This is a genomic window from Streptomyces sp. P1-3, assembly GCF_050613155.1.
Classification (GTDB): Bacteria; Actinomycetota; Actinomycetes; order Streptomycetales; family Streptomycetaceae; genus Streptomyces.
This window is the reverse complement of sequence record NZ_CP192512.1, coordinates 1,603,262-1,624,750: the sequence shown is the minus strand read 5'-3', so window position 1 is coordinate 1,624,750 and position 21,489 is coordinate 1,603,262. Positions and strand designations below refer to the sequence as shown.

Below are 21,489 nucleotides of genomic sequence, written 5' to 3'. Positions count from 1 at the left end.
CCGTAACTGGAACTTTCAAGTAATCGCAGCCGTCCATAGCATGAGGCTATGGAACTGGAAGTGCGCCATCTGCGGGTGGTCTGCGCCATCGCCGACGCGGGCAGCATCACCAAGGCGGCGGCCGGCCTGGGGATGTCCCAGCCCACCCTCTCCGCCCAGCTCCGCCGCATCGAACGGGCCCTGGGCGGACCGCTGTTCGTACGCTCCCGGCACGGCGCTGCGACCACCGCGCTCGGGGAGTTCGTGCTCGCCAAGGCCCGCTCGGTGCTGCCCTCCATCGACGCCATCCAGGTCGGCTCGGCCCTGCACGGCGGCTCCGGCGCGGGCCGCCGCCCGCTGCGCTACGTCGCCACCCCCGGCCCGCTCATGGTCGGCCTGCTCGACGAGCTCCAGCGGCTGTTCCCCGACAGCGGGCCCACGCTGCGCACCGAGACCCACGTCGCCACCGCCGTGGACCTCGTCGCCACCGGCCAGCAGGACCTGGCCGCCGTCGTGGAGTACCTGCGCGACCCCGCATCCGTCCTGCCCCCCGACGTGCTCGCGCATACGGTCGCCACCGAACCGGCCTTCGTCCTGCTGCCCGGCACCCACCCGCTGGCCGGACGCCGGCCCGTCGCCCTCGCGGCGCTGGCCGACGCGGAGTGGGTGCTGCCGCCCAGCCAGGCCACCGGCCTGTTCGAGGCCTTCACGGCGGCCTGCGCCGACGCGGGCTTCACCGCCGCCATCCGGCACGAGGCCGAGGCGTCGGCGGCCCGCGAGCTCATCGCCCAGGGCCGGGCGGTCGGCCTGGGACAGGCCACCTTCCGCAGCACACCGGGCATCGTCCCGGTGCCCCTGGCCGGCAGCCCGCTGCGCATCCGGCACCTGCTGCTGTGGCACCGGCACGGCGCGCTCGCCGCGCACGCCCCGGCCCTCACCGCGCGCGCCGAGCGCGTCCACGCCGAGGCCGTACAGCGCAGTCCGCACTATCTCGCGTGGCTCGCGGAGCACACCGCGCTCCCGGACCGTCCGTGATGCGGGGCCGACGGGGGTGAGTGATCCTGCTGGATGAGGCCACCGTCGAGAGGCAATGATGCGCACCACTGATCTGACATCCAGCACGCTGGCCGCGCTCCGTACGCGGCGGCCCTACCCAGCGGTCACCGTCACCATGCCCACCGACCGGCGCGTCACGCCCGGCGACGGGCAGAACGCGGTACGGCTGCGCAACCTGATCGCGCAGGCCAAGCACCGGCTGGAGGCGGACCCCGAGGTGTCACGGGAGGCCCGCTACGACATCAGCGACCAGCTGGACCGGGCCGCGGCCGAGGTCGAGGCGCGGAACTTCGAGGACTCGCTGGCGATCTTCGCCGCGCGGGGCGAGCACCAGGTCTGGTACCTGCCGCGTTCCGCGCCCGAGCGGGTCGTCTTCAGCGACACCTTCCTCACCCGCAACCTGGTCGCGGCCCACGAGCGCGTCCGCCCGTACTGGGTGCTCACCGCCGCCGCCGACCGTACGACGCTGTGGAGCGGCAGCGACGGCACCCTGCGGGAGGACGGCACGCACGGCTTCCCCGTCACGCCCCCGGAGCTGACCCCGGACGTCGAACGCGAGATGCAGATCGGCGACGCACCCGGGCCGTACGGCGGCGAGAACGCCCGCATGTACCTGCGGCAGGTCGACACCGCGATCGACAAACTGCTCGCCGCCGAGCCGCGCCCGCTCTACCTGGTCGGCGTCACCCCCGTGCTCAGCCTGCTGGAGGAGGTCGGCAGCGCCGCCAAGGCGGCCGTGGCCAAGGTGGTCAAGGGCGGGCTGACGCGCGGCCCCGCCTCCGCGCTCGCCGAGGCCATCGCCCCGGCCCGCGAGGAGCAGGGGATGCGCGAGGCCGAACAGGTCATGGTCAGGATCGACCAGGCCCAGGGGCGCAAGGCCTTCGCCGCGGGGTTGGAAGAGGTGTGGCAGGTGGCCCGGGAGGGCCGGATCGACCTGCTCGCGGTGGAGGAGAGCTACCAGCGCACCGTACGCGTCACCCCCGAGCACCTGGTGCCCGTCGACCCCGCCGCCACCCCGACCGCCGAACTGGGCGCGCAGGTCCAGGAGGACATCGTCGACGAGATCATCGAGGCCGCGCTGGAGACCGGGAGCGAGGTGGCGTTCGTCCCGGATGACTCGCTGGCCGAGCACGAGCGGATCGAGGCGGTCCTGCGCTTCTGAGCCGCTTCCGAGGCGCTTCCGAGCCGCTTCCGAGGCGTGCCGCCGAGGACCGGGGGAGGGCCGTGGGCTCTGCCCCGGACCTCCCTGGCGGCGGCCGGCGGCGCGGTCGCAAGAGCGTTGCACGAAGGGCACAGGACACACACGCCGGGTACGCCCTGCCGTTTCCTTCCCACCCCTACCGTGGCGGCTCGTCCACCCGTCCACGCCACGTAGGGCACCCCGTACACCACGCACGCCACGAGGATCCGGAGCACCATGTCGGCCACCTCCGCCCCAGCCGCACCGCCGCCCCGCACGCTCGACGACGTCAAAGGATGGTTCCCACCGCTGGACCAAGTGCTCTTCGACCGGTTCCTCACCCGCCAGGAACGGCTCGACGAGCACGGGGACCTGCTCGAAATGGGCGCCTACCTCGGCAAGAGCGCCATCTTCACCGCAGCCTTCCGCCGCGCGGACGAACGCTTCACCGTCTGCGACCTCTTCGACGCCCTCGCCCCGGACGACAAGAACGCCGCCGAGGCGCGCAAGTCGTACGCGTCCCTGACCCGCGTCGCCTTCGAGCGGAACTACCTGGCCTTCCACGACTCCCTGCCCGAGATCGTCCAGGGCCCGACCTCCGAGGTCCCGCGGCATGTCGCGCCCGGCAGCTGCCGGTTCGTCCACGTCGACGCCTCGCACCTGTACGAGCACGTCGCCGGGGACATCGGCGCCGCCCGTACGGCGCTTGTGCAGCACGGCGTCGTCGCGCTGGACGACTTCCGCTCCGAACACACCCCGGGGGTCGCCGCGGCCACGTGGGAAGCGGTGTTCAACCACGGTCTGCGCCCGATCTGCCTGAGCACCCAGAAGCTCTACGGCACCTGGGGCGACCCCGCGCCGCTCCAGGAGGAACTGCTCGCCGACACCGAGTGGCGTGCCGGGCTCCGGATGAGCGTGCAGGACATCGCCGGGCAGCGGGTCCTGCGCTTCTCGGGCCGCCCCGCGCACCCGGCCCCGGCACCCGCCTCCCGCTTCGGCGCCGACCCGGCGACACCGACCGCACGAAACGGGGCGGGCACCACCGCGCAGGACACGCCCGCACCGATCCCCGGGCAGCGCCGCGCGCCCGTGAGCGCCACCCGGCGGGTCGCCGCCGACCTGCTGCCGCCGATCGTCACCCGCGCCCTGCGCCGCCACCGCGCCACCCGATCCGACAGCTGAGCCGTACCGGCGGGAAAGGGCGAGTGGAGAACGGGAACGGGCGAGCAGAGGGAGGAGAAACGGAGAAACCCCCGGGGAGCTCCTCAGCCGCAGGCCGCGCGCAGCGCCGGATGGTCGGCCACCACCGTGCAGGAACCGGGCGCGATCTCGGTGAAGCCCGCGTCCCGCACCACCGGCAGCCCGCTCGCGGTGAGCCGCGCCCACTGCTCCCGGTCCGCCGTCCGCACCGACAGCGCGAACCCCGCGTCCCGCCAGGCCGCGCGCTCCGCGTCGCCCAGCCCCCACCAGGCCAGCTGCGCACCGTGGCCGGCCTGGGCCATGGCCTTGCCCGCCGACATCTCCAGGTCGGGGCTGAGCCACAGCACCGGCGCCGCGGCGTCCGGTGCGCCCGGCGGTTCGGGGTCGGCCAGCTCCGTACCGCTGACCTGGAGCTTGACCAGTTCCTTCGGCCAGCCGTCGAGCGGTACGGGCGGGAAGACCCGTACCTCGGCGGTGCGGCCGGTCACGGTGATCCCCGGCAGGCCCGCCGCCCGCCGCCACTCCGCACCGCGCGCCCGGCGCACCACCTTGCGGATCCGCGCGTCCTGCCAGTCCCGGACGGCCCGCGCCCACGCGCCGTCCGCCGCCGTCGCCCGCTCATCGGAGAGGAGGAAGAGCACCGCGCGCGCCGCCGTCTCCAACGCGTCGGTACGCGCCGGAGGAGCCGGGGGAGCGCTCTTCTCGATCCGGACGACCAACGGCAGGACGAACTGCGGCGCGGCGTCCCGGCCGGTCTCGGCGCGGTAGGAGGTGATGTCGGCGGCGGAGGAGTCAGGGCTGGTCACCCGCCCAGTGTGCCAGCACGCGTACGGCCTCCGACGGGGGCACCGGGCCTCGGCCGTCCCCGCACGGCGGCGCGCACGGGGGCGACCCCGTTACGCGACTTACGCGACCGCATAGGCTCAACCGGTATGAGACTGCAAGGAGTCGGGCGGCGGTACGGCCTCACCGGGCCATGGGTGCTGCGCGGCGTCGACCTCGATCTGCCGCCGCGCTCCCTGCTGCGGGTGGAGGGCGCCAACGGAAGCGGCAAGTCCACCCTGCTGCGGGTGGTCGCGGGCATCGACGCGCCGAGCGCGGGCCGGGTCACCGGCCGGCCGCGCACCGCGTACGTGCCCGAACGCTTCCCCGCCGAGCTGCCGTTCACCGCCCTCGGCTATCTCACCCACCTCGGCCGGGTACACGGCCTGGGGCGTACGGCCGCGGCGCGCGGCGCCGGGGAATGGCTGGAGCGGTTCGGCGCGGCCGGGCACGCCGGTACCCCGCTGGCCGAACTCTCCAAGGGCACCAGCCAGAAGGTCGCCGTCGCCCAGGCCCTGCTCGCCGCACCCGGACTTCTCGTCCTCGACGAGGCGTGGACCGGACTCGACCAGGCCGCCCGCGCCGTGCTGGACCGGGCCGTGGCCGAACGCGTGGCGGCCGGCGGGACGGTCGTCTTCGTCGACCACGACCCGCGGCGGCTGGCCGGTGCGGAGGACGCCGTCTACCGGGTGGCCGATGGCGGGGTTCGCGAAGTGCCACGGCGGTCGACGCCGACCGGCACCGCCGCCCGGCCACGCGTGGTGATCGACGCGGAGGCCCCCGACGGTGCCGAGCTGCCGCGTGATCTGCCCGGGGCACCGGTGTGGGAACCGGTCCCGGACGACCCCGGGCCGGCGAGCCGGGCCGCCGACCCCGGTGCGGTCCGGCCCGGAGCGGCGGCCGCGGTGGGCACGGCGGGCGCGGATGGCGAGCCGGGAGGACACGGCGGCCCCGGCACGGGGCGGCCCGCCGCACAGGGCGCGGCCGCCGCCGCGCCGTACGAGCCGGACGCCCATCAGAGGCCCGGCGCGGCCTCCGCCACCGGGGTCCGCCGGGTGCGGCTGACGGTCGCGGCCGCACACTCCGACGCACTGCTGCGCACCCTGCTCACGGCGTGGCCCCCGTGGCACATACGCGACGTGACGGCCGCGCCTGCGGCGCCCGAGCGGTCCTCTGCTGTGGTTTCGGTGACGGAGGCGTCTTCTGTGGTGCCGACGGTGTCCGAACGGTCCCTTGTCGCGCCTGTGGCGTCCGAGCCGTCCCCGGCTGTGGCCTCGGTGGCGGACGTGTCTCCCGTCATGCCGACCGTGTCCGAACGGTCCTCGGCCGCGCCTGCGGCGCCCGAGCGGTCCTCTGCTGTGGTTTCGGTGACGGAGGCGTCTTCTGTGGTGCCGACGGTGTCCGAACGGTCCCTTGCCGCGCCTGCGGCGTCCGAGCCGTCCTCGGCCGTGCCCCCGGTGCCCGAGCCGTCCTCGGCCGTGCCCCCGGTGCCCGAGCCGTCCTCGGCCGTGCCCCCGGTGCCCGAGCCGTCCCCGGCCGTGCGCCCCGTACCCGAGCCGTCCCGCGCCGTGCCCCCGGCAGGCCCCGGCACCCGCCGGTGACCCCCGGGCGGCGCCTTCCCTGTCCCGCCCCGGGACAGGGGCCTGGTGCCCCTCTCGCAGGCCCGCCGGCCCATCACGCCCCCCCTCGCCCCAGGAGACCCGTGACCGCCCTGCTGCGCTACCAGACTTCGCTCCTCCTGCGCTCGCACCGCTGGCTGCCGCCGCTCATCCTGTACGGCGCGTTCCTCGCCATCGGGGTGCAGACCGGCCAGCCGATCCTCGACTCGCTGGGCTGGGGCTCCGCCGCGCTGCTGCCGGTCGCCGCCTGGCTGGTCCGTGTCTGTACCACCAACGAGCCGCCCGCCGCGCGCGACTGCGCCGCCGCCGCGGCCGGTCCCGCCCGTGTGCACCTCGCCGCCGTGCTCACGGCGCTCGGCTGCTCCGTCGTACTCGGCACGATCGGCACCCTGCTGGTCGCCGTGGTCAGTGATCCGTCCAGCGCGGACCACCGGGTGGCGGTGCCCCGTCCGGACGCCACCGCCGCCGGGCTGCTCACCGCGCTCGCCTGCGCCCTGCTCGGGACGGCGGTCGGGGCGCTGTGCAACCGTCCGCTGTTGCGCAGTCCCGGCTGGGCCGTCCCCAGTACGCTCCTAGCCGCGCTGCTGGTCTCGGTGGCCGGCGGCTCGCCCGCGCACGCCGCCGTGTCCGGGCTGGTCACCGGCTCCCGCAGGGGCACGGTGACCATGCCGCTGCTGCCGCTGGCCGCGGCCGCGCTCATCGCGGCCGCGGCCACGGCGCTGTCCTGCGCGGTGGCCGCGCGCCGGTCGTGACCGTCCCCGCTCGGGCCGCCGCGTACGGGATCGGGGCAGGCCGCCGCTCACCGGCCCCGTGGCGGGCGCGCGACGGCGAGTAGGGTCGGCGGCATGGACGTGACGGCAGGCGCTGACGGCTGCTACGCCGAGGAGCGGCCCGCGGCTGCCCCGGCGCCCGCGGCCGCCGACCCGGTGACCCAGGCCCAGGCCGCCCAGGCCCCGGCGACCCCCGCCGCGGCGACCCCGGCCACGGCCACGGCGGCCACGGCCACGGCGGCCACGGCCACGGCGGCCACGGCTACGGCGGCCCCGGGCACGGTGGCCCCGGGGCCCGTCGCCACGGGCCCGGCGGCCCCGCCGTACGCCGACTGCGTGCTGTGCGGCGGACCCACCGAGCACCCCGCCGCCCGGCCCGGCGTCACGCTCTGCCCGGTCTGCGAGTGGCAGGAGGCCCAGCGCACCGCCTGCTCCGGCTGACCGCTGTGACCGCTCCGGCCGAACCCGTCAGCGGCGCCAGGGCCCCGTCACGGCGAACGTCGTGCCGGGCGTGTAGCAGTTGACGTACATCGTGTCGCCGTCAGGCGAGAACGTGACGCCCGCGAACTCGCCCCACTCAGGCTCCGCGTCCGTGCCGATGTTCTGCCGGCCGCGCGCCATCGGGTACACCTCGCCGCGCCGCGTCAGCCCGAACACGTGCTGCGCGCCGTTGCCGTCCTCGCAGACCATCAGGCCGCCGCTGGGGGCGAGCGTGATGTTGTCCGGGGACTCGCCGGGCAGTTGGACGTCCGTGCTCGGCCCGAAGACGATGACCAGCGTGAGGCGGCGGCGCTCCGGGTCGTACCGCCACACCTGCCCGAAGTGGTCGGCGGCCGAGCCGTCCGCGCTGCGCGCGAAGCTGGAGACGAAGTAGACGCTGGAGCCGCCCCAGTAGCAGCCCTCCAGCTTCTGGGCGTGGGTGATGCCGCCCCGGCCGAAGTCCTGGAACCGGACCGGGGTCTGCCGGGCCAGCGGATCCGGCACCGGCACCCACTCGATGCCGTCGAAGCTCGTGCCGGTCTCCTGCACCACCGACAGGTCGGCGACCCCGGGCACCCGCATGGCCTCCAGACGGCCGCCCGCGCGCAGCGAGCCCCGGCCGCCGAGCGGCCTGTTCGGCAGGAAGCGGTAGAAGAGGCCGAACGGCTTGTCGAAGGCGTCCTCGGTCTCGTAGACCACACCGTTGCGCGGATCGACCGCGATGGCCTCGTGCTGGAACCGGCCCATCGCGGTGAGCGGGTGCGCGCCGGTGCGGTGCGGGTCGTACGGATCGACCTCGAAGATGAAGCCGTGGTCCTTGGTGTAGCCCTCCTCGCCCGCCTTGAACTCGGTCTCCTCGCAGGTCAGCCAGGTGTGCCAGGGGGTGGGCCCGCCCGCGCAGTTGGTGGAGGTGCCCGCGATGGCGACCCGCTCGCCCAGGACGCGGTTGTGCCGGTCGAGGGTGAGCGCCGTACAGCCGCCGGGGCCCTCGGGGTCGTAGGTCAGGCCCTCGACGGTCGGGACGCGGTGCTTGGCGTCCTGCCGGTTCTCGTGGTTGCGGACGAGGTGGGTGCCGCCGGCTCTCCCCGGGAAGGCGGCCATCCCGTCGTGGTTGCTGGGCACGGTGCCCTCGCCGGAGCGCAGCGCGTCCCCCTCGCGGGACAGGACGCGGTAGCGGAAGCCCTCGGGCAGGTCCAGCAGACCGTCGGGGTCGGGGACCAGCGGGCCGTAGCCGCTGCTGCCGGAGGTGGCCGCGGCCGCCGTGCCGGTGAAGAGCTCGGGGACACTCCCGGCGAAGGCGATGGACGCGCCGAGCGCGCCGGTGCGGGCCAGGATCTGACGTCGTGTTGCGGACATGCGGTGTTGCTCCCTGCTGGCGGACAGGAAATATGACCGCACGTGTGTATCACGCACCCGCGCGCCCGGCTACGGTCTTGACGACGTGTCGCGCGCTTGTCAGACCTCAGGAGTGCTGAAACCCGGTCAGATGCTTTGCGGCTCGGCCACGGCGCTTCGCGCCCCGGTCAGACCTCCCGCGTCCCGGCCAGCCGCTTCGCGTCGCGGGCCAGCGCGGTCAGCCGGGAGATGGCTCGGAAGTACTTCTTCCGGTAGCCGCCGTTCAGCATCTCCTCGCCGAACAGCGCGTCGAAGGGCACGCCGGAGGCCAGCACCGGCACCTCCCGGTCGTAGAGCCGGTCGGCCAGCACCACCAGGCGCAGCGCCGTGGACTGGTCCGGCACCGGCTCCACCCCGGTCAGGCAGACGGCCCGGATGCCGTCGCACATCGCGCCGTAGCGGCTGGGGTGGACCTTGGACAGGTGGTCCAGGAGGGAGGGGAAGTCGTCCAGCGAGGCCCCGGGGGTGGCGTACGCGGTCCGGGTGACCGTGTCGTCGGAGTACGGCGCCGGGGCCTGCGGCAGCCCGCGGTGCCGGTAGTCCTCGCCGTCGATCCGCAGGGTGCGGAAGTGCGCGGACAGGCCCTGGATCTCGCGCAGGAAGTCGACCGCGGCGAACCGGCCCTCGCCCAGCTTCCCGGGCAGGGTGTTGGAGGTCGCGGCGAGTGCCACTCCCGCCTCGACGAGCTTGCCCAGCAGGCTGGAGACCAGCACCGTGTCACCGGGGTCGTCCAGCTCGAACTCGTCGATGCACAGCAGCCGGTGCCCGCTGAGGGTCCGCACCGTCTGCTGGAAGCCGAGCGCGCCGACCAGGTTCGTCAGCTCCACGAACGTGCCGAACGCCTTGCGCTCCGCGGGCGCCTCGGTGGCGTGCCACAGCGAGGCCAGCAGGTGGGTCTTGCCGACGCCGTAGCCGCCGTCGAGGTAGACGCCGCGCGGGCCGCTGGGGACCGCGGGCCGCGCCTCGCGGCGGAACCAGCGCCGCTTGCCGCCGCCGACCGCGTCGACCCCGCCGCCGAGCCGCGCGCCGAAGTCGCCCAGCACCTTGACCGCCTGGATCTGGCTGTCCTGCTGCGGGTCGGGGATGTAGGTGTCGAAGCGCACGGTGTCGAAGCGCGGCGGTGGCACCATCTCCGCGACGAGCCGGTCGGCGGGGACATGGGGCGCGCGGGCGGTGAGCGCCGCGGGACCCTCGCCGGTGCCGGCCGGGTCGGCGGCTATCGGTGCGACGGAGGAGGAGTCTGCGCTGGTGGAGGACACAGCACTCCAGCCTATCCGCACTTGCGCCGTGACCCGGTCCATGAGCGAGGCATGTCACACTGCCGCCTATGCGCCGTCTGTTCCCCGTGTCCCCCGTGTCCGCCGAACGTGGCCCGTCCGATGTCGAGGACCGCGAATGGAGCCTTGAGGAGCTGGCCGAGGCCTACGCGTATCCGGACCCCGCCCCCCGGCCCGGCGGCGGCTGGCTGCGGGCCAACATGGTGTCCTCGCTGGACGGGGCGGCCCACCACGGCGGCCGGTCGCAGCCCCTGTCCTGCGCCGCCGATATGCGGATCTTCGGAGTGCTCAGGGCCCTGGCCGACGTGATCGTGGTGGGCGCCGAGACGGTACGCCAGGAGGGGTACCGCCCGGCCCGCGCCCGGGAGGCGTTCGCGGCCCGCCGCGCGGCGGCCGGGCAGCCGCCCGCCCCGGTGATCGCCGTGGTCAGCGCGAGCCTCGACCTGGACCTGTCGGCACCGCTGTTCACCGCGCCGCTGGTGCCGACGCTGGTCCTCACGGGGGAGCAGGCCCCCCGGGACCGGGTCGCGGCCGCCCGCGCGGCGGGCGCGGAGGTGCTGGTGGCGGGCGAGGGGCACGGGGTCGATCCGGCCCGGGTGGTGCCGGTGCTGGCCGCGCGGGGACTCACCCGGTTGCTGACGGAGGGCGGCCCCCGGCTGCTGGGCCAGCTCGCCGCTGCCGGGGCTCTGGACGAGGTGTGTCTGTCGCTCGCCCCCATGGTCGCGGCGGGGGACGCGAGCCGGATCATGAGCGGACCCGCCGTGGTGGATCCGGAGCGGTTCGCGCTCGGCTCGGTTCTGGAAGAGGCCGGGTTCCTCTTCACCCGTTACCGTCGGATCTGATGATCGGCGGAATATCCGCTTCCACTTAGCTCCGGCCGGGCAGAATTGAGTCAACGCGAGTGCTCGCGGGCACGCGGGCACGCACAGGATGGATTCTGTGGGGCCGGTGCGGCCCAGAAGGAGAAGGGCGTCCGTCGTGTTCACCAGCGTATTGATGATCGAGAAGCCCCTCACCCCCGCCGACGTGGAGTTCGTCACCACTCTGCACGGCGACGACCCGGTCTCCTTCGTCGTCCTCATGCAGCCGCGGGGCGACCAGGACCGGCTGCTCCGCGCGATCGACGACGTCGCGCTCGGCGAACTGGAACACGCCGTCCGCGAGGCGGACGAGCCCGAGGGCGAGGAGGCGCTGCTGCCCGCCGAGCGGGCCCTGTCCCACTCCCTGGCGGCACTGCGCGCGGCCGGCAGCGAAGCCGTCGGCCAGGTCGTCGAACGGCACCCGCTGGACCTGCTGCGCTCGGTGGTCGACCAGACCAGGGCCGACGAGGTGATCGTGCTGACCGCGCCGCACTTCGTGGAGGAGTTCTTCCACCGCGACTGGGCCTCGCGCGCCCGGCACAAGGTCGGCGTACCCGTGCTCAAGCTCTTCTCGCACGCCGTCGACGAGGGGACCACAGCGGGCGGCTAGCCCCGGCGGCCAGGCACCCGTCCGCCGCGCACCCGTCCGCCGCGCACGCGGCCGCGCGGGCGTGCGCGCGAGCCCGTGGCGTCCACGTACGGACCAGGTGGCGTCCACGCGCACGGGAGGCGGCATGCACGCGCGGACGGGCCCGTGACGCCCACGCGCGCGGGCAGGATGCGACAATCGGCGGCAGTGACAGACCGCCCGGACAGGGCACGCGACAGACCGCAAGGCAGGGGAGCCCCGCATATGGCAGCCATTCCGTCCGCCATGGACCGACCGCACTTCATCGGCATCGGCGGCGCCGGAATGTCGGGTATCGCGAAGATCCTCGCCATGCGCGGGGCGCAGGTCGCGGGCAGTGACGCCAAGGACTCCCCGACCGCCGAGGCGCTGCGCGCCCAGGGCGCCACCGTCCACCTCGGCCACGCCACCGGCCACCTCGCCGCCGACGCCACCTGCGTGGTCGTCTCCAGCGCCATCCGCGCCGACAACCCCGAGCTGGCCGCCGCGGGCGAGCGCGGCATCCCCGTCGTCCACCGCTCCGACGCACTGGCCGCGCTGATGGACGGCGCCCGCCCGATCGCCGTCGCGGGCACCCACGGCAAGACGACCACCACCTCCATGCTCGCCGTCTCCCTGAGCACGCTCGGCCTGGACCCCTCCTACGCCATCGGCGGCGACCTCGACGCGCCGGGCTCCAACGCCCACCACGGCGGTGGCGACATCTTCGTCGCCGAGGCCGACGAGAGCGACCGGTCCTTCCACAAGTACGCGCCCGAGGTCGCGATCATCCTCAACGTGGAGCTGGACCACCACGCGAACTACGCCTCCATGGAGGAGATCTACGAGTCCTTCGAGACCTTCGTGGGACGCGTACGGCCGGGCGGCACCCTGGTGATCTCCGCCGACCACGACGGCGCGCGCGAGCTGACCCGCCGCCTGGGAGACCGCGCGCAGCTGAACATCGTCACCTACGGCGCGGCCGAGGACGCCGACGTCCGCGTCCTCGACGTCGCCGCCCACGGCCTGACCAGCGCGGTCACCGTCGACCTGGGCGACGGCGCGCCGCTGGCCTTCACCGTCTCCGTCCCCGGCCGCCACTACGCCCACAACGCCGTCGCCGCCCTCGCCGCGGGCGTCGCGCTCGGCATCCCCGCCGCCGAGCTGGCCCCCGCCCTCGGCGCGTACACCGGCGTCAAGCGCCGCCTCCAGCTCAAGGGCAGCGCCGCCGGGGTCCAGGTCATCGACTCCTACGCCCACCACCCCACCGAGATCTCCGCCGACCTGGAGGCCATCCGCGGCGGCGCGGGCGAGGGCCGGGTGCTGGCGCTCTTCCAGCCGCACCTGTTCAGCCGCACCCAGGAGCTCGGCGCCGAGATGGGCGAGGCGCTCACCCTCGCCGACGCCTCCGTCGTCCTGGACATCTACCCGGCCCGCGAGGACCCGATCCCCGGCGTCACCAGCGCCCTCATCATCGACGCCGCCGCCCAGCGCGGCGCGGACGTCCAGGCCGCACCCGGCAAGGACGCCGCCGTCGAGCTGATCGCCGGAATGGCGAAGCCGGGTGATCTCGTTCTCACCATGGGCGCCGGCGACGTGACCGACCTCGGTCCGCGGATCCTCGCCCACCTGGAGCGTACGGAGAGCTGAGGAGGGGGCCCGCCATGGCCTACGAGATCGACAAGCCGGACGAGCAGTGGCGCGCGGAGCTGACCCCGCAGGAGTACCACGTCCTGCGCGAGGCGGGCACCGAGCGCGCCTTCGCCGGCGAGTACACGGACACCAAGACCGCCGGGGTCTACTCCTGCCGCGCCTGCGGAGCCGAGCTGTTCCGGTCCGACACCAAGTTCGAGAGCCACTGCGGCTGGCCGTCCTTCTACGACCCGAAGGACTCCGGCGCCGTCGAACTGATCGAGGACCGCTCGCACGGCATGCTCCGCACCGAGGTCCGCTGCGCCCGCTGCGGCTCCCACCTGGGCCATGTCTTCGCGGGCGAGGGCTACCCGACCCCGACCGACCAGCGGTACTGCATCAACTCGATCTCTCTGCGGCTCGCCCCCGACGAGGGCTGACCGGCCGGGGCGGCCACCGGCTCAGGACGGTGAGGGCTCCGGGGTGACCTTCTCCTCACCGATCCTCCGGCCGGACTCGTAGATCGTCACGACCCCGTCATGGATGCTGTAGCGGTACGAGCCGTTGCGGGCCTCGTACCCTTCGGAGGTCTTCGTCGCGGGCATGGCGATGCCCTTCTCCCGCCGGTCCCGGAACTCCCCGAAGTAGTAGAGGGTGCCGCCCCCCGTCCGGCAGAGCACGATCTGCTTGTTCTTCGTGCGGAACGCCTTGACCAGCTCCGCGCCGCCGCCGCCCGGCAGGGCCGCGGCGATCCTCTCCGGGCAGGACCGCGTGCTGCTCTCCGAGGCGTCCGGAGCCGAGTGTCCGCCGTCGGAGGAGAGCGCCGCCGTACAGCTCTTGGGAATCTGGTACAGGAGGAAGAGCCCCACGATCACCCCGAGGCAGCCCTTCACGAACCCCTTGCTGCCATCCCCCGTCGCCGGAGCCCTGGGTGGCGGCGGGCGATACGGCGCGGTGGTTCTGGGCCTCGGGGGCGGGTGGGGCGTCCTGGGAGGCGTCCGGCGCGGTGTGCCGGGCGGGGTGTATCCGGTGGGACCGGCCGACGGGTAGAAGACCTCGCGCGGTGGAGCGGTGGGCCGGGTGCCCGTTCTCGCACCCGTACGGGGAGACGCGGCGGTGCGGGAGCCGCCCGCGGCGCTCCCCGACCGGGTGGACGTGGACCTCGTTCCGGCGGCTCCGCCGGACGCGGACGGCCCGGCGGAGCCGGTGGTGGGCTTGGCGGCGGATTTCCTGGCCGCGGACTTCTTGGGCGTCGGTTTCCTGGGAGCGGTCTTCTTCGCCGCCTTCCACCCCGTCCCGCAGGCGATGCAGGACAGCGCCGTCGCCGCGTTGTTCGTATCGCATTTGCGGCACGTCCAGTCCGCCGCCGGCCGGGCCGGCGCCGACCGCTTCGCCGCCGGTTTCGCACCACCGGCGGGGTTGGCGGCCGTGGACTTCCTCGGCGGGCTGGATTTCGCCGCGGCCGCCGGCCGCCGGCCGGCACCCCTCGGCGTGTCACAGGCGATACAGGCCGTCTCGCCGGGACCGTTGCCGGTATCGCACTCCGGGCACTTCCAGCTCGCCGCTGCCACCTCTCACCCCCTCCACCGGGCCCGTCAGGACGCCCGTTCCGCCGAGATCCGCCCGAACAGTTCCGCGTACAGCTCCTCGGCCGGTGCGGCCACCGGTGAGCTGATCCACTCCTGGCTCTCGTACGGCACGCGCCTGGGCAGCTCGTCCTCCGCGCCGTCGTCATCGGGCGCGTCGCTGATTCCGTACCTGTGCTGGAGTTCGCGCACGAACTCGGCGGCCGCTCTGGCGTATTCGGCGGGCACGTCGGCCCGCGCCACGATCAGGCCACCCGGCCGGCCGTCCGCCGTCCGGAAATCGAAGAAGAGCTGCAACCCACCGCTCTGCCCGTCCGGCCGGACCTTCAACGAGCAGCAGCGGGCCGCTTGCACCTCGAGAACGCCGAAGGCGGTCCATTGGAACTCCAGGATCCCCTCACGCGCCTGCAACCGGAAACCCGGCCACTCGATTCTCACAGGCTGTTCGCGATCGTCTCGATGATCTCGTCCATCTCGAACTCCTCCAGCCCGTCCCCCGCCTTGGACTCGAAGTGCAGCGTGAGATCCCACTCCTCGGCGATGGGGTCCGACCACGGGGCGCCCTCGGGCGCGAAGAGCACCAGGCGCTTCGCCGACTGCTCCATCACCGCGGTCTGGCTGCGCGCGTAGCCCCACTGCTCGAAGAGCTCGTCCATGCTGCGCGGGATCCCGGCCGGATAGGTGTGCGCCGAGGTGCCGACCGTACCCAGGGCGTGGGCCGGGGCGTCGGTGAACATGACGATGACGTGCCGCCTGCGGTCGAGCCCCCTCTCCCAGGGCGAGTTGATGGCGAGGGCCAGTGCCTCCAGACCGGACTCGGGGATGTCGCCGCCGCCCGCCGCGTCGATCCCGCGCACGAACGCCTCGAAGTCCCGCGCTTGCGCGGGCAGCTGGAGGAACGCGGTCTGCTCGATCGCGCTGGACGGGTCGTCCCCGAAGTCGCGGAACGCGATCACCTTCAGCCTGAGCTGGCTGATCGCCTTGCCCTTCTTCGCCATCACGTCGTTGAGACGGTCGTGGAACTGCAGAGCGCTCGACTTCACCGTGTCGAGGACGGGGAACATGCTGCCGGTCGCGTCGATGCACAGCACGATGTCGACCGCGTACTGGAGATTCCCCTGGTACTGCTCGATGTTGGCGTTCACGTGGTGTCTCCTTGGAGCTGGCGTTACGGCTTGCGGCGGGTACCCAGGTTGATCCGCACCCGGGACGTCTTCGGAGCGGGGGCCGGCTTGGGCTCCTCGGCGGGAGCCGTGGCCGCCGGCGGCGGTTCGGGAGGGGGCGGCGCGGTGGTACGAGGACTCGCGGCGCTCTTGAGGTTTGCCCGGACACGGCTCGTGCGCGGCGCGGGCGCGTCGGGCTCCGCGGCGCCCGGCTTCCTGCCCGCGGGCGCCGCCTTGGCGGCCGTCGGCGCCGGCTTCGCCGTGCCCGGCCGCCGGTGCTGGAGCGCGCACACCTGGTGGTCCTTGAGTGTGTTCAGGAACGTCGCGATCCGCGGCCTGCGCCCGGGGGAGCGCGCGGTCATGGCCCGGACCAGGCCCCGCAGGGAGTCCGAGAGCCGCGGGTCGATGACCAGTTCCTCGCCCGCGTTGACCGCGTCCGCGGGGGAGCCGTACCGGTCGGCGTATCCGGGGGTGGCACCCGTCACGTAGTAGTGCGTCATCAGCCCCAGCGCGAAGATGTCCACCGCCGTGGTCAGATGCTCGGCCTGGACCGCCTCGTCCTCCTGGACATAGCGGCGCCACTCCGGCGCGCCGTACAGCGAGTCCCCGGCGATGTCCTGACGCCCCGGGGGCCGGCCGGACAGATAGGAATCGTCGAAGTCGATCAGCTTCGCGGTGTGGAAGGCGGCACCGTCCCGCTTCTGCACCAGCACGTTGAGCGGCTTGAGGTCGCCGTGCACCACCTCGATGTTGTGCAGCAACTGCAGACTCAGCCCGAGGGTCTTCAGCAGCACCGCCTTCTGACGGGGCTCCAGTGCCTGCGGCTTGTCGACGCTGGAGGTGTCGATCCGCTCCGTGACCTTGTAATACGTGCTGCCCTCGTGGAAGAAGTCCGTCGCGAGGACGAGGTTGCCGCCCCCCGGAGTGTCCGGCCGCAACTGCCGCATGATGGCGCGGTGCCGGTCCTCGAACTCCTTGCACACCTCCATGCGGACACGGCGGCTCGCCGCGCTCGCGGTGGACCCCTCACGAGGGCGCTTGGGCTCCAGGAAACGCTTCAGGAAGAACTGCTGGCCGCCCTTCTCCGCGAAGGCCCACATGCACTTGCCGCCGTTGGCGTTGGTCGGCTCACTGATGACGCGGTAGCCCGCGATCACATCGCCCTGTTTCATATCCGCTCCTCCGGCGGCGGTGGCAGGTAGGTCTCGTAGTCGGTGCGGTACGCCCGCCAGGTCGCGTCCTGCCAGTCGCGCTGCTCAGCCGCCGGGGCGGCCGCTGGTGGCCTGGTGCGTGTGTAGTGCTTCGTCATCGTGTCGTGGCGGTCCGCGAAGGCGGTGCGGATCTGCGAGAAGTCCGGGTAGCCGAGGGCGACCACGGCCAGGGACGCGTCGTCCGCGGTGTACCCCTGCACCTCCCGGCGGAGCAGATCGGCCCACTCGACCGGGGTGCGCGCCCGCATCAGCGTGTGCAGTAGGAGCCACTCGAAGTCCGCCGGGGTGTGGACGTACCCGAAGAAGCCGTCGGTGGCCGCCAGCAGCACACACGGCAGCGGGAACGCCATGCGCTGGGACTCGATGTCGAACTCCCGGTCCGCGCAGACCGAGTTGGTCATCGGCGGATCCGACCGGAGCAGCTCGAGGGCGTCCTGCTCCTCCGTGTGGTCCCGCGTGAGGACACACAGCCCGCGGTCGGGCCGCAGCGTGTACGCACGCGAGTCCCCGGCCCACAGCACCTGGCACTCCGCCGAGTCGCCGCGCACCTGGTACCGCACGGCCGCCAGGGTGGTGGGCAACTGGCGGCGCATCTTGCCCACGAGCTTGCTGCGCCGCTGCGGGGCCGATGACAGGAAGTACCTCAGAACCTCGCGGAGTTGCTCGGGGTCGTCGGGCTCGCCGTCGACGACCACCTCGTGGAACCAGCAGTCGGTGGCCAGCCTCGCGACCCGCGACCCGACCCACGCACCGGTCCGCATCTGCCCGTCAGGCGCCTGCCAGACGAGCGACGAACCCGAGCCGCCCGAGCCGTCGAAGACCGCGAGGAGGCCCTGGGCGGTGGCGAAGTGGTGGGCGGCGAAGGGCTCGGCGTCCTCGCCCCGCCCGGCGACACGCTCGGTCCACACGACGGTGGCGTGCAGCCCCGGGTCCTCGTGTCCCCAGATCATCCGCGGGGGTAAGCCCCGGCCCTCTGGCCCGGCCGGCACAGCCGGATCGGTCGGATCGGCGGGACCGGCCGGATCGGCCGGGGGAGCGGGGAGTCCACCGGGCGCCCCGGTGCCTGCCCTGGTCACGGGACGGGCAGTGCCGTGCTGTGCGGTCATCGTGGCTCCTCGCCGGTTCCGGTACCGCCGGGCGGACGCTTGGCCGTCCCCCGCACCCGGCTCGCCCGCCGCGGCGGCGCGGGGGCCGAAGGCGGGGGTGCCGGGGCGGGATCCGCGGGCGCCGGGCCTGACGCCCGCGGTGCCGGGGCGCGATCCGCGGGTGCCGGGCCTGACGTCCGCGGTGCCGGGGCCGGTGGCCGCGGTTCAGGTGCGGCATCCGCGGGGGGTACGGGCTCGTCCTCGGGGGGAGGGCCGTCCGTCCGCGCCGGTCGCGGCCGGACCACGTCGCCCCGCAGCGCCGGACGCGGCTCCGGTGACGGTGTCTCCTCCCGCCCGTCCGGTTCCGATGCGGGGGACCGGCCCGCGGCCAGTGCGCCCCGCAGCCGTCCGCGCCGGGACTCGCCGAAGGGCGCCGCAACGCCGTCGCTCAACACCTCTTCCACCACCGCGCGTTCCAGCTCCGCCTGCTCGAAGGGCTCGCGGTGGGCGTCGCCGCGCTCCAGCACCATCCGCATGGCCTGGAGCCGCGCCTCCCGCTTGTCCGCCTCGCCCTTCTCGATCCAGGCGAGCGCGGCGCGCGCCCCCTCCTTCTCCATGATCTCGGCGATGAGCCCTTCGACGCCCTCGTCGCGGATCAGGTCCAGGTGGCGGTCGCGGCGCATCCCGTCGAGCCGGGTCTCCCGTACGACGTCCCGGTACGCGCGCCCGCTCGTGGCGATCTCGTCCTCGTCCACGAGCAGTTCGATCCGGATGCCGCGCAGCCGCACGGCCGAGTCGCCCGTGAAGTCGCGCACCGCGGCGTTGAGGGCCTCCTCGGCCTCGTGGAAGTGGGCGATGTCGTACTCCCGCGCGACCCGCCGCAGCATGCCGCGGAGGTGTCCGTACAGCGCGCCGCTCATGTCCCTGATGCCCCGGGCCACCACCTCGGCGGGGTCCGCGACCCGGCACACCAGGTCCACCCGGCTGCGGAACGAGAAGGTGGCGTCCCGGCTGAGCAGGGCGATGTCGAGGATGAGCCGGTGCTCGGTCATATCGACCGTGTACACGCTCTGGTAGGCGCCGAAGCGGGCCGCGGGTATCTCCTCGCCGGGCCGGACCGTCAGCGCGGCGCCGCTGTCCGGGACCAGCACCAGGGCCCTTCCCGGGGCAGGGGGCCGGAGCGGGTTCATCAGCCGCCAGCGCGGCAGCGGCTGGCTGTCCAGCACCGGGTCGTACGTCAGCTCCTCCAAGAGTCTCTCCTCACACGGAACTCGGCGTTCGGTCCTGTGTCCGGGACCCCGGCCACCTGATCAGCCCGCCCGGTCCACGGCGCTGTACAGCGACGCGGAGTGCCGGGACGGGCGCTCCCGGTCGTTGGCCCATCTCATGAGCCACCACAGCAGCCGTTCCCGGTGCTTGCCGGGCTTCCGGGCGATGTCCACGAGCAGTGCGCGCACGTGGTCCAGGGCACCGGGGCAGCGGTCGGTGTGGTCGTCGATCCATTGCCGCAGCGCGTCGAGCGCCGGGTCCTGGACCGGCTTGCGGGCCAGCGCGCGCGCCCAGAGCTCCGCCAGCCGCGTGCGGTGCTCGGGCAGGCCGCTCAGCAGCAGCGGCACGCCGGGCACCGCGCCGCGCGGGGGCTCGGCACCGCCCGCGGCGCTCTCCTCGTACGGCTGCGACACCGCGAAGACGAACGCCGACAGCGTCTTGACCACCATCGGCGAGAGATCCCGCGGTGCGGACCAGTCCAGGTAGGCGTCCAGGACCTGGCCCGCCCTGCCCTGGTGGAGCAGGTGCACCCCGCTCCAGGCGACCGGGGTGAGCGTGCCCCAGTCGTCCCGGCGGTCGAGCGCGGCGCGCAGCACCTCCAGCGCGCGCCGCGGCGCCTTCCTGCCGAGCAGCCCGCCGACGGCGTTCGCCGCGGTACCGGCCACCTTCCGCCCTTGCGCGCCGGCGCCGCCGCTCGCCCACTCGTGCAGCAGCTCCCAGACGGCCTCCGCCGTCTCCGGCCTGCTGCCGGCCACGCCGAGTGCCGTCGCCGCGGCCTGCCGCACCGGCCACGAGGAGCTGCCCGCCCAGGACTTGAGGAAGCGGTGCACCGCGTAGTGGTGATCGGCGCACACCAACACCCCGGCCGCGACGGCCGCACGTGCCCGTACCTCCAGATCGCCGTGCACGAGCAGACCGCGCAGCCAGCCGAGCACGGCTTCCCGGCGGCCGTCGAGGGTCGTCCAGGCGTAGGCGAGGACCACCTGCCGCAGCAGCGCGCTGCGGAAACGCACACATGGCGGACCGGCGGCGGTGGTGCCGTGGCCCGTGACGACCACCTCGATCCACGGCTGCTCGTGCCGGAGCCGCTCCCGGAACCGGACGTCGGGCGGTGCCTCGTCGACCGGTGCCAGTGCGCGGCGCAACGCCATGGCGGCGTCGGCGACCGTGAGGTAGCCGCTGTCCTCCAGCACGGCCGCGGCCAGCGCGAACGCGATGGACTCCGGCTCACGATGGCGGCTTAACCACGCGGCCACCTGGTCGCTCGGATCACGCAGCGCGGCCACCGCCGCGGGCAGGTCGCCGCCGCCGGTGATGACCGAGGCCAGCCGCACCGCGTGCGTGGGCGAGAGCCGCTCACGCAGGGCCGTCGCGGCTCCGGAGCTCTCCAGCAGCGCGTGCAGCTCGCTCCGGGCCTCGGGGGCGGCGCCGTGGCCCAGCACGCGGCGTTCCACGACGGCCACGGGGTCCACGGCGGCGAGTCGATGGCGGGCGACCGACTCCGCGCCGGGCCCGGAGGCGGCCACGTCGAGATCGTGGCCGCCCACGAGCACCAGATGACTCCGTGCGGCCTTCAGCCTGGCGGCCGCTCCGGCCAGCCCGCGCAGCCCGGCCGCGCCCAGCGGCCGCCTCCCCGGGTCGGTGTCGTCGAGCACGGCGAGATACCCGCTGTCCTCAGCGGGTGGCACCCAGTCGGGAGAGGTGACCAGCGAAGGGTCGAGGACACGGTGGCAGACGCCGTCGGCGCTGCCGCTCATCGCCACCGCCTCGGCGAGGAGGTTCACGGCGGCCGCTTCCCGGCCACTGCCCGGGGGCGCGGTCAGCACCAGGAGATGCTGCTCGCAGAGGGTGTCCAGCGCCTTGCCGTAGTGCTCGGGCTCCACATACAGGTCGGTGTACCCGGCCAGTTCGGTCGCGTCGAGTGGCACGGTGGCGGTGGCACCCGGCGGCGGGGGCGCGGTCCGGCCGCCGGTATGGAAGCCCCCGCCGAAGCTGACGGACTCGTTGAACAGGGCCAGGGTGCCGATCCGGGTGCCGGAGGAGTCGGCGTTCAGCCGCTCGGCGATGAGATCGGCGATCGCGCTCGCCCGTACCGCCTCGGAGCGTTCGGTCTCGTCCTGGCCGCCGCCCCGCGTGAGGTCGCGCAGGGCGTCCGACTCACTGACCGGGCCGTCGCCGTCCTCGCCGGCCGGGCTCGGCTCCGCCTTGGCGCCCTTGTCCGCGGCGGCCGGGGCGGCAGCGGCCCCGGCACCCGGCGGCGCCTCGTCCGCCGGTGGTTCCTCGCTCATGAACTCGTGA

The 21,489-nt window shown here is 74.1% G+C and carries 20 protein-coding genes; 10 read left to right on the top strand and 10 right to left on the bottom strand.

Annotation, left to right across the window (positions count from 1 at the left end; genetic code table 11):
• The first annotated feature begins 48 nt into the window (after positions 1-48).
• The 3 genes from ACQUSR_RS06970 (at position 49) to ACQUSR_RS06960 (ending at position 3,397) form a co-directional block, all read left to right on the top strand.
• Positions 49-1,014, top strand: coding sequence for a LysR family transcriptional regulator (locus ACQUSR_RS06970; protein WP_431041674.1), 966 nt, complete (start codon positions 49-51; stop codon positions 1,012-1,014).
• Between the two features lie 58 nt (positions 1,015-1,072).
• The gene (locus ACQUSR_RS06965) at positions 1,073-2,197 is read left to right on the top strand and encodes a chemotaxis protein (protein ID WP_431047422.1); all 1,125 of its coding nucleotides are present in this window, start codon (positions 1,073-1,075) and stop codon (positions 2,195-2,197) included.
• Positions 2,198-2,452: 255 nt separating this feature from the next.
• Complete coding sequence (locus ACQUSR_RS06960; protein ID WP_431041673.1) at positions 2,453-3,397, top strand: class I SAM-dependent methyltransferase; 945 nt, start codon at positions 2,453-2,455, stop codon at positions 3,395-3,397.
• Between the two features lie 83 nt (positions 3,398-3,480).
• Here the strand turns inward: ACQUSR_RS06960 and ACQUSR_RS06955 are convergent, their stop codons facing one another.
• Complete coding sequence (locus ACQUSR_RS06955; RefSeq protein WP_431041672.1) at positions 3,481-4,221, bottom strand: aminoacyl-tRNA hydrolase; 741 nt, start codon at positions 4,219-4,221, stop codon at positions 3,481-3,483.
• Between the two features lie 126 nt (positions 4,222-4,347).
• Here ACQUSR_RS06955 and ACQUSR_RS06950 point away from each other — a divergent pair, with 126 nt between their 5' ends.
• The 3 genes from ACQUSR_RS06950 (at position 4,348) to ACQUSR_RS06940 (ending at position 7,067) form a co-directional block, all read left to right on the top strand.
• Entirely contained in the window at positions 4,348-5,838 is a 1,491-nt protein-coding gene (locus ACQUSR_RS06950) for an ATP-binding cassette domain-containing protein (RefSeq protein ID WP_431041671.1), read from the top strand.
• 101 nt (positions 5,839-5,939) lie between these two features.
• Positions 5,940-6,608 (top strand): ABC transporter, encoded by a 669-nt coding sequence (locus ACQUSR_RS06945; protein WP_431041670.1) that lies wholly within the window; start codon positions 5,940-5,942, stop codon positions 6,606-6,608.
• A gap of 93 nt (positions 6,609-6,701) precedes the next feature.
• Complete coding sequence (locus ACQUSR_RS06940) at positions 6,702-7,067, top strand: hypothetical protein (protein WP_431048005.1); 366 nt, start codon at positions 6,702-6,704, stop codon at positions 7,065-7,067.
• A gap of 27 nt (positions 7,068-7,094) precedes the next feature.
• Here ACQUSR_RS06940 and ACQUSR_RS06935 read toward each other — a convergent pair whose 3' ends face one another.
• Positions 7,095-8,462 carry an alkaline phosphatase PhoX gene (locus ACQUSR_RS06935; protein WP_431041669.1) on the bottom strand — a complete coding sequence of 456 codons (1,368 nt, stop codon included), beginning with the start codon at positions 8,460-8,462 and terminating at the stop codon, positions 7,095-7,097.
• Positions 8,463-8,629: 167 nt separating this feature from the next.
• Positions 8,630-9,802, bottom strand: coding sequence for a cell division protein ZapE (gene zapE / locus ACQUSR_RS06930; protein ID WP_431041668.1), 1,173 nt, complete (start codon positions 9,800-9,802; stop codon positions 8,630-8,632).
• A 26-nt stretch (positions 9,803-9,828) separates the two neighbouring features.
• Here zapE and ACQUSR_RS06925 point away from each other — a divergent pair, with 26 nt between their 5' ends.
• The 4 genes from ACQUSR_RS06925 to msrB all read left to right on the top strand — a co-directional run bounded on the left by ACQUSR_RS06925 (position 9,829) and on the right by msrB (position 13,317).
• On the top strand, positions 9,829-10,620 hold the full coding sequence (locus ACQUSR_RS06925) for a pyrimidine reductase family protein (RefSeq protein WP_431041667.1): 792 nt from the start codon (positions 9,829-9,831) through the stop codon (positions 10,618-10,620).
• Positions 10,621-10,774: 154 nt separating this feature from the next.
• Positions 10,775-11,248 (top strand): indole-3-glycerol phosphate synthase, encoded by a 474-nt coding sequence (locus tag ACQUSR_RS06920; protein ID WP_431041666.1) that lies wholly within the window; start codon positions 10,775-10,777, stop codon positions 11,246-11,248.
• Between the two features lie 243 nt (positions 11,249-11,491).
• Positions 11,492-12,895 (top strand): UDP-N-acetylmuramate--L-alanine ligase, encoded by a 1,404-nt coding sequence (murC, locus tag ACQUSR_RS06915; protein ID WP_431041665.1) that lies wholly within the window; start codon positions 11,492-11,494, stop codon positions 12,893-12,895.
• 14 nt (positions 12,896-12,909) lie between these two features.
• The gene (gene msrB, locus ACQUSR_RS06910) at positions 12,910-13,317 is read left to right on the top strand and encodes a peptide-methionine (R)-S-oxide reductase MsrB (RefSeq protein ID WP_431041664.1); all 408 of its coding nucleotides are present in this window, start codon (positions 12,910-12,912) and stop codon (positions 13,315-13,317) included.
• Between the two features lie 21 nt (positions 13,318-13,338).
• Here msrB and ACQUSR_RS06905 read toward each other — a convergent pair whose 3' ends face one another.
• The 7 genes from ACQUSR_RS06905 to ACQUSR_RS06875 all read right to left on the bottom strand — a co-directional run bounded on the left by ACQUSR_RS06905 (position 13,339) and on the right by ACQUSR_RS06875 (position 21,479).
• On the bottom strand, positions 13,339-13,770 hold the full coding sequence (locus tag ACQUSR_RS06905; protein ID WP_431041663.1) for a hypothetical protein: 432 nt from the start codon (positions 13,768-13,770) through the stop codon (positions 13,339-13,341).
• Positions 13,771-14,472: 702 nt separating this feature from the next.
• A complete protein-coding gene (locus ACQUSR_RS06900; RefSeq protein WP_431041662.1) occupies positions 14,473-14,901 on the bottom strand; it encodes a hypothetical protein in 429 nt (142 codons plus the stop codon).
• On the bottom strand, positions 14,898-15,608 hold the full coding sequence (locus ACQUSR_RS06895; RefSeq protein ID WP_431041661.1) for a vWA domain-containing protein: 711 nt from the start codon (positions 15,606-15,608) through the stop codon (positions 14,898-14,900). Before ACQUSR_RS06895 ends, ACQUSR_RS06900 begins: the two co-directional genes overlap by 4 nt.
• A 23-nt stretch (positions 15,609-15,631) precedes the next feature.
• Positions 15,632-16,798 (bottom strand): protein kinase domain-containing protein, encoded by a 1,167-nt coding sequence (locus ACQUSR_RS06890; RefSeq protein WP_431041660.1) that lies wholly within the window; start codon positions 16,796-16,798, stop codon positions 15,632-15,634.
• Complete coding sequence (locus tag ACQUSR_RS06885) at positions 16,795-17,787, bottom strand: serine/threonine protein phosphatase (protein WP_431041659.1); 993 nt, start codon at positions 17,785-17,787, stop codon at positions 16,795-16,797. The genes ACQUSR_RS06890 and ACQUSR_RS06885 overlap by 4 nt, the downstream gene beginning before the upstream one ends.
• Positions 17,788-17,939: 152 nt before the next feature.
• Positions 17,940-19,172 carry a hypothetical protein gene (locus tag ACQUSR_RS06880; RefSeq protein WP_431041658.1) on the bottom strand — a complete coding sequence of 411 codons (1,233 nt, stop codon included), beginning with the start codon at positions 19,170-19,172 and terminating at the stop codon, positions 17,940-17,942.
• A gap of 60 nt (positions 19,173-19,232) precedes the next feature.
• Positions 19,233-21,479 (bottom strand): hypothetical protein, encoded by a 2,247-nt coding sequence (locus ACQUSR_RS06875; RefSeq protein WP_431041657.1) that lies wholly within the window; start codon positions 21,477-21,479, stop codon positions 19,233-19,235.
• Positions 21,480-21,489: the final 10 nt, after the last annotated feature.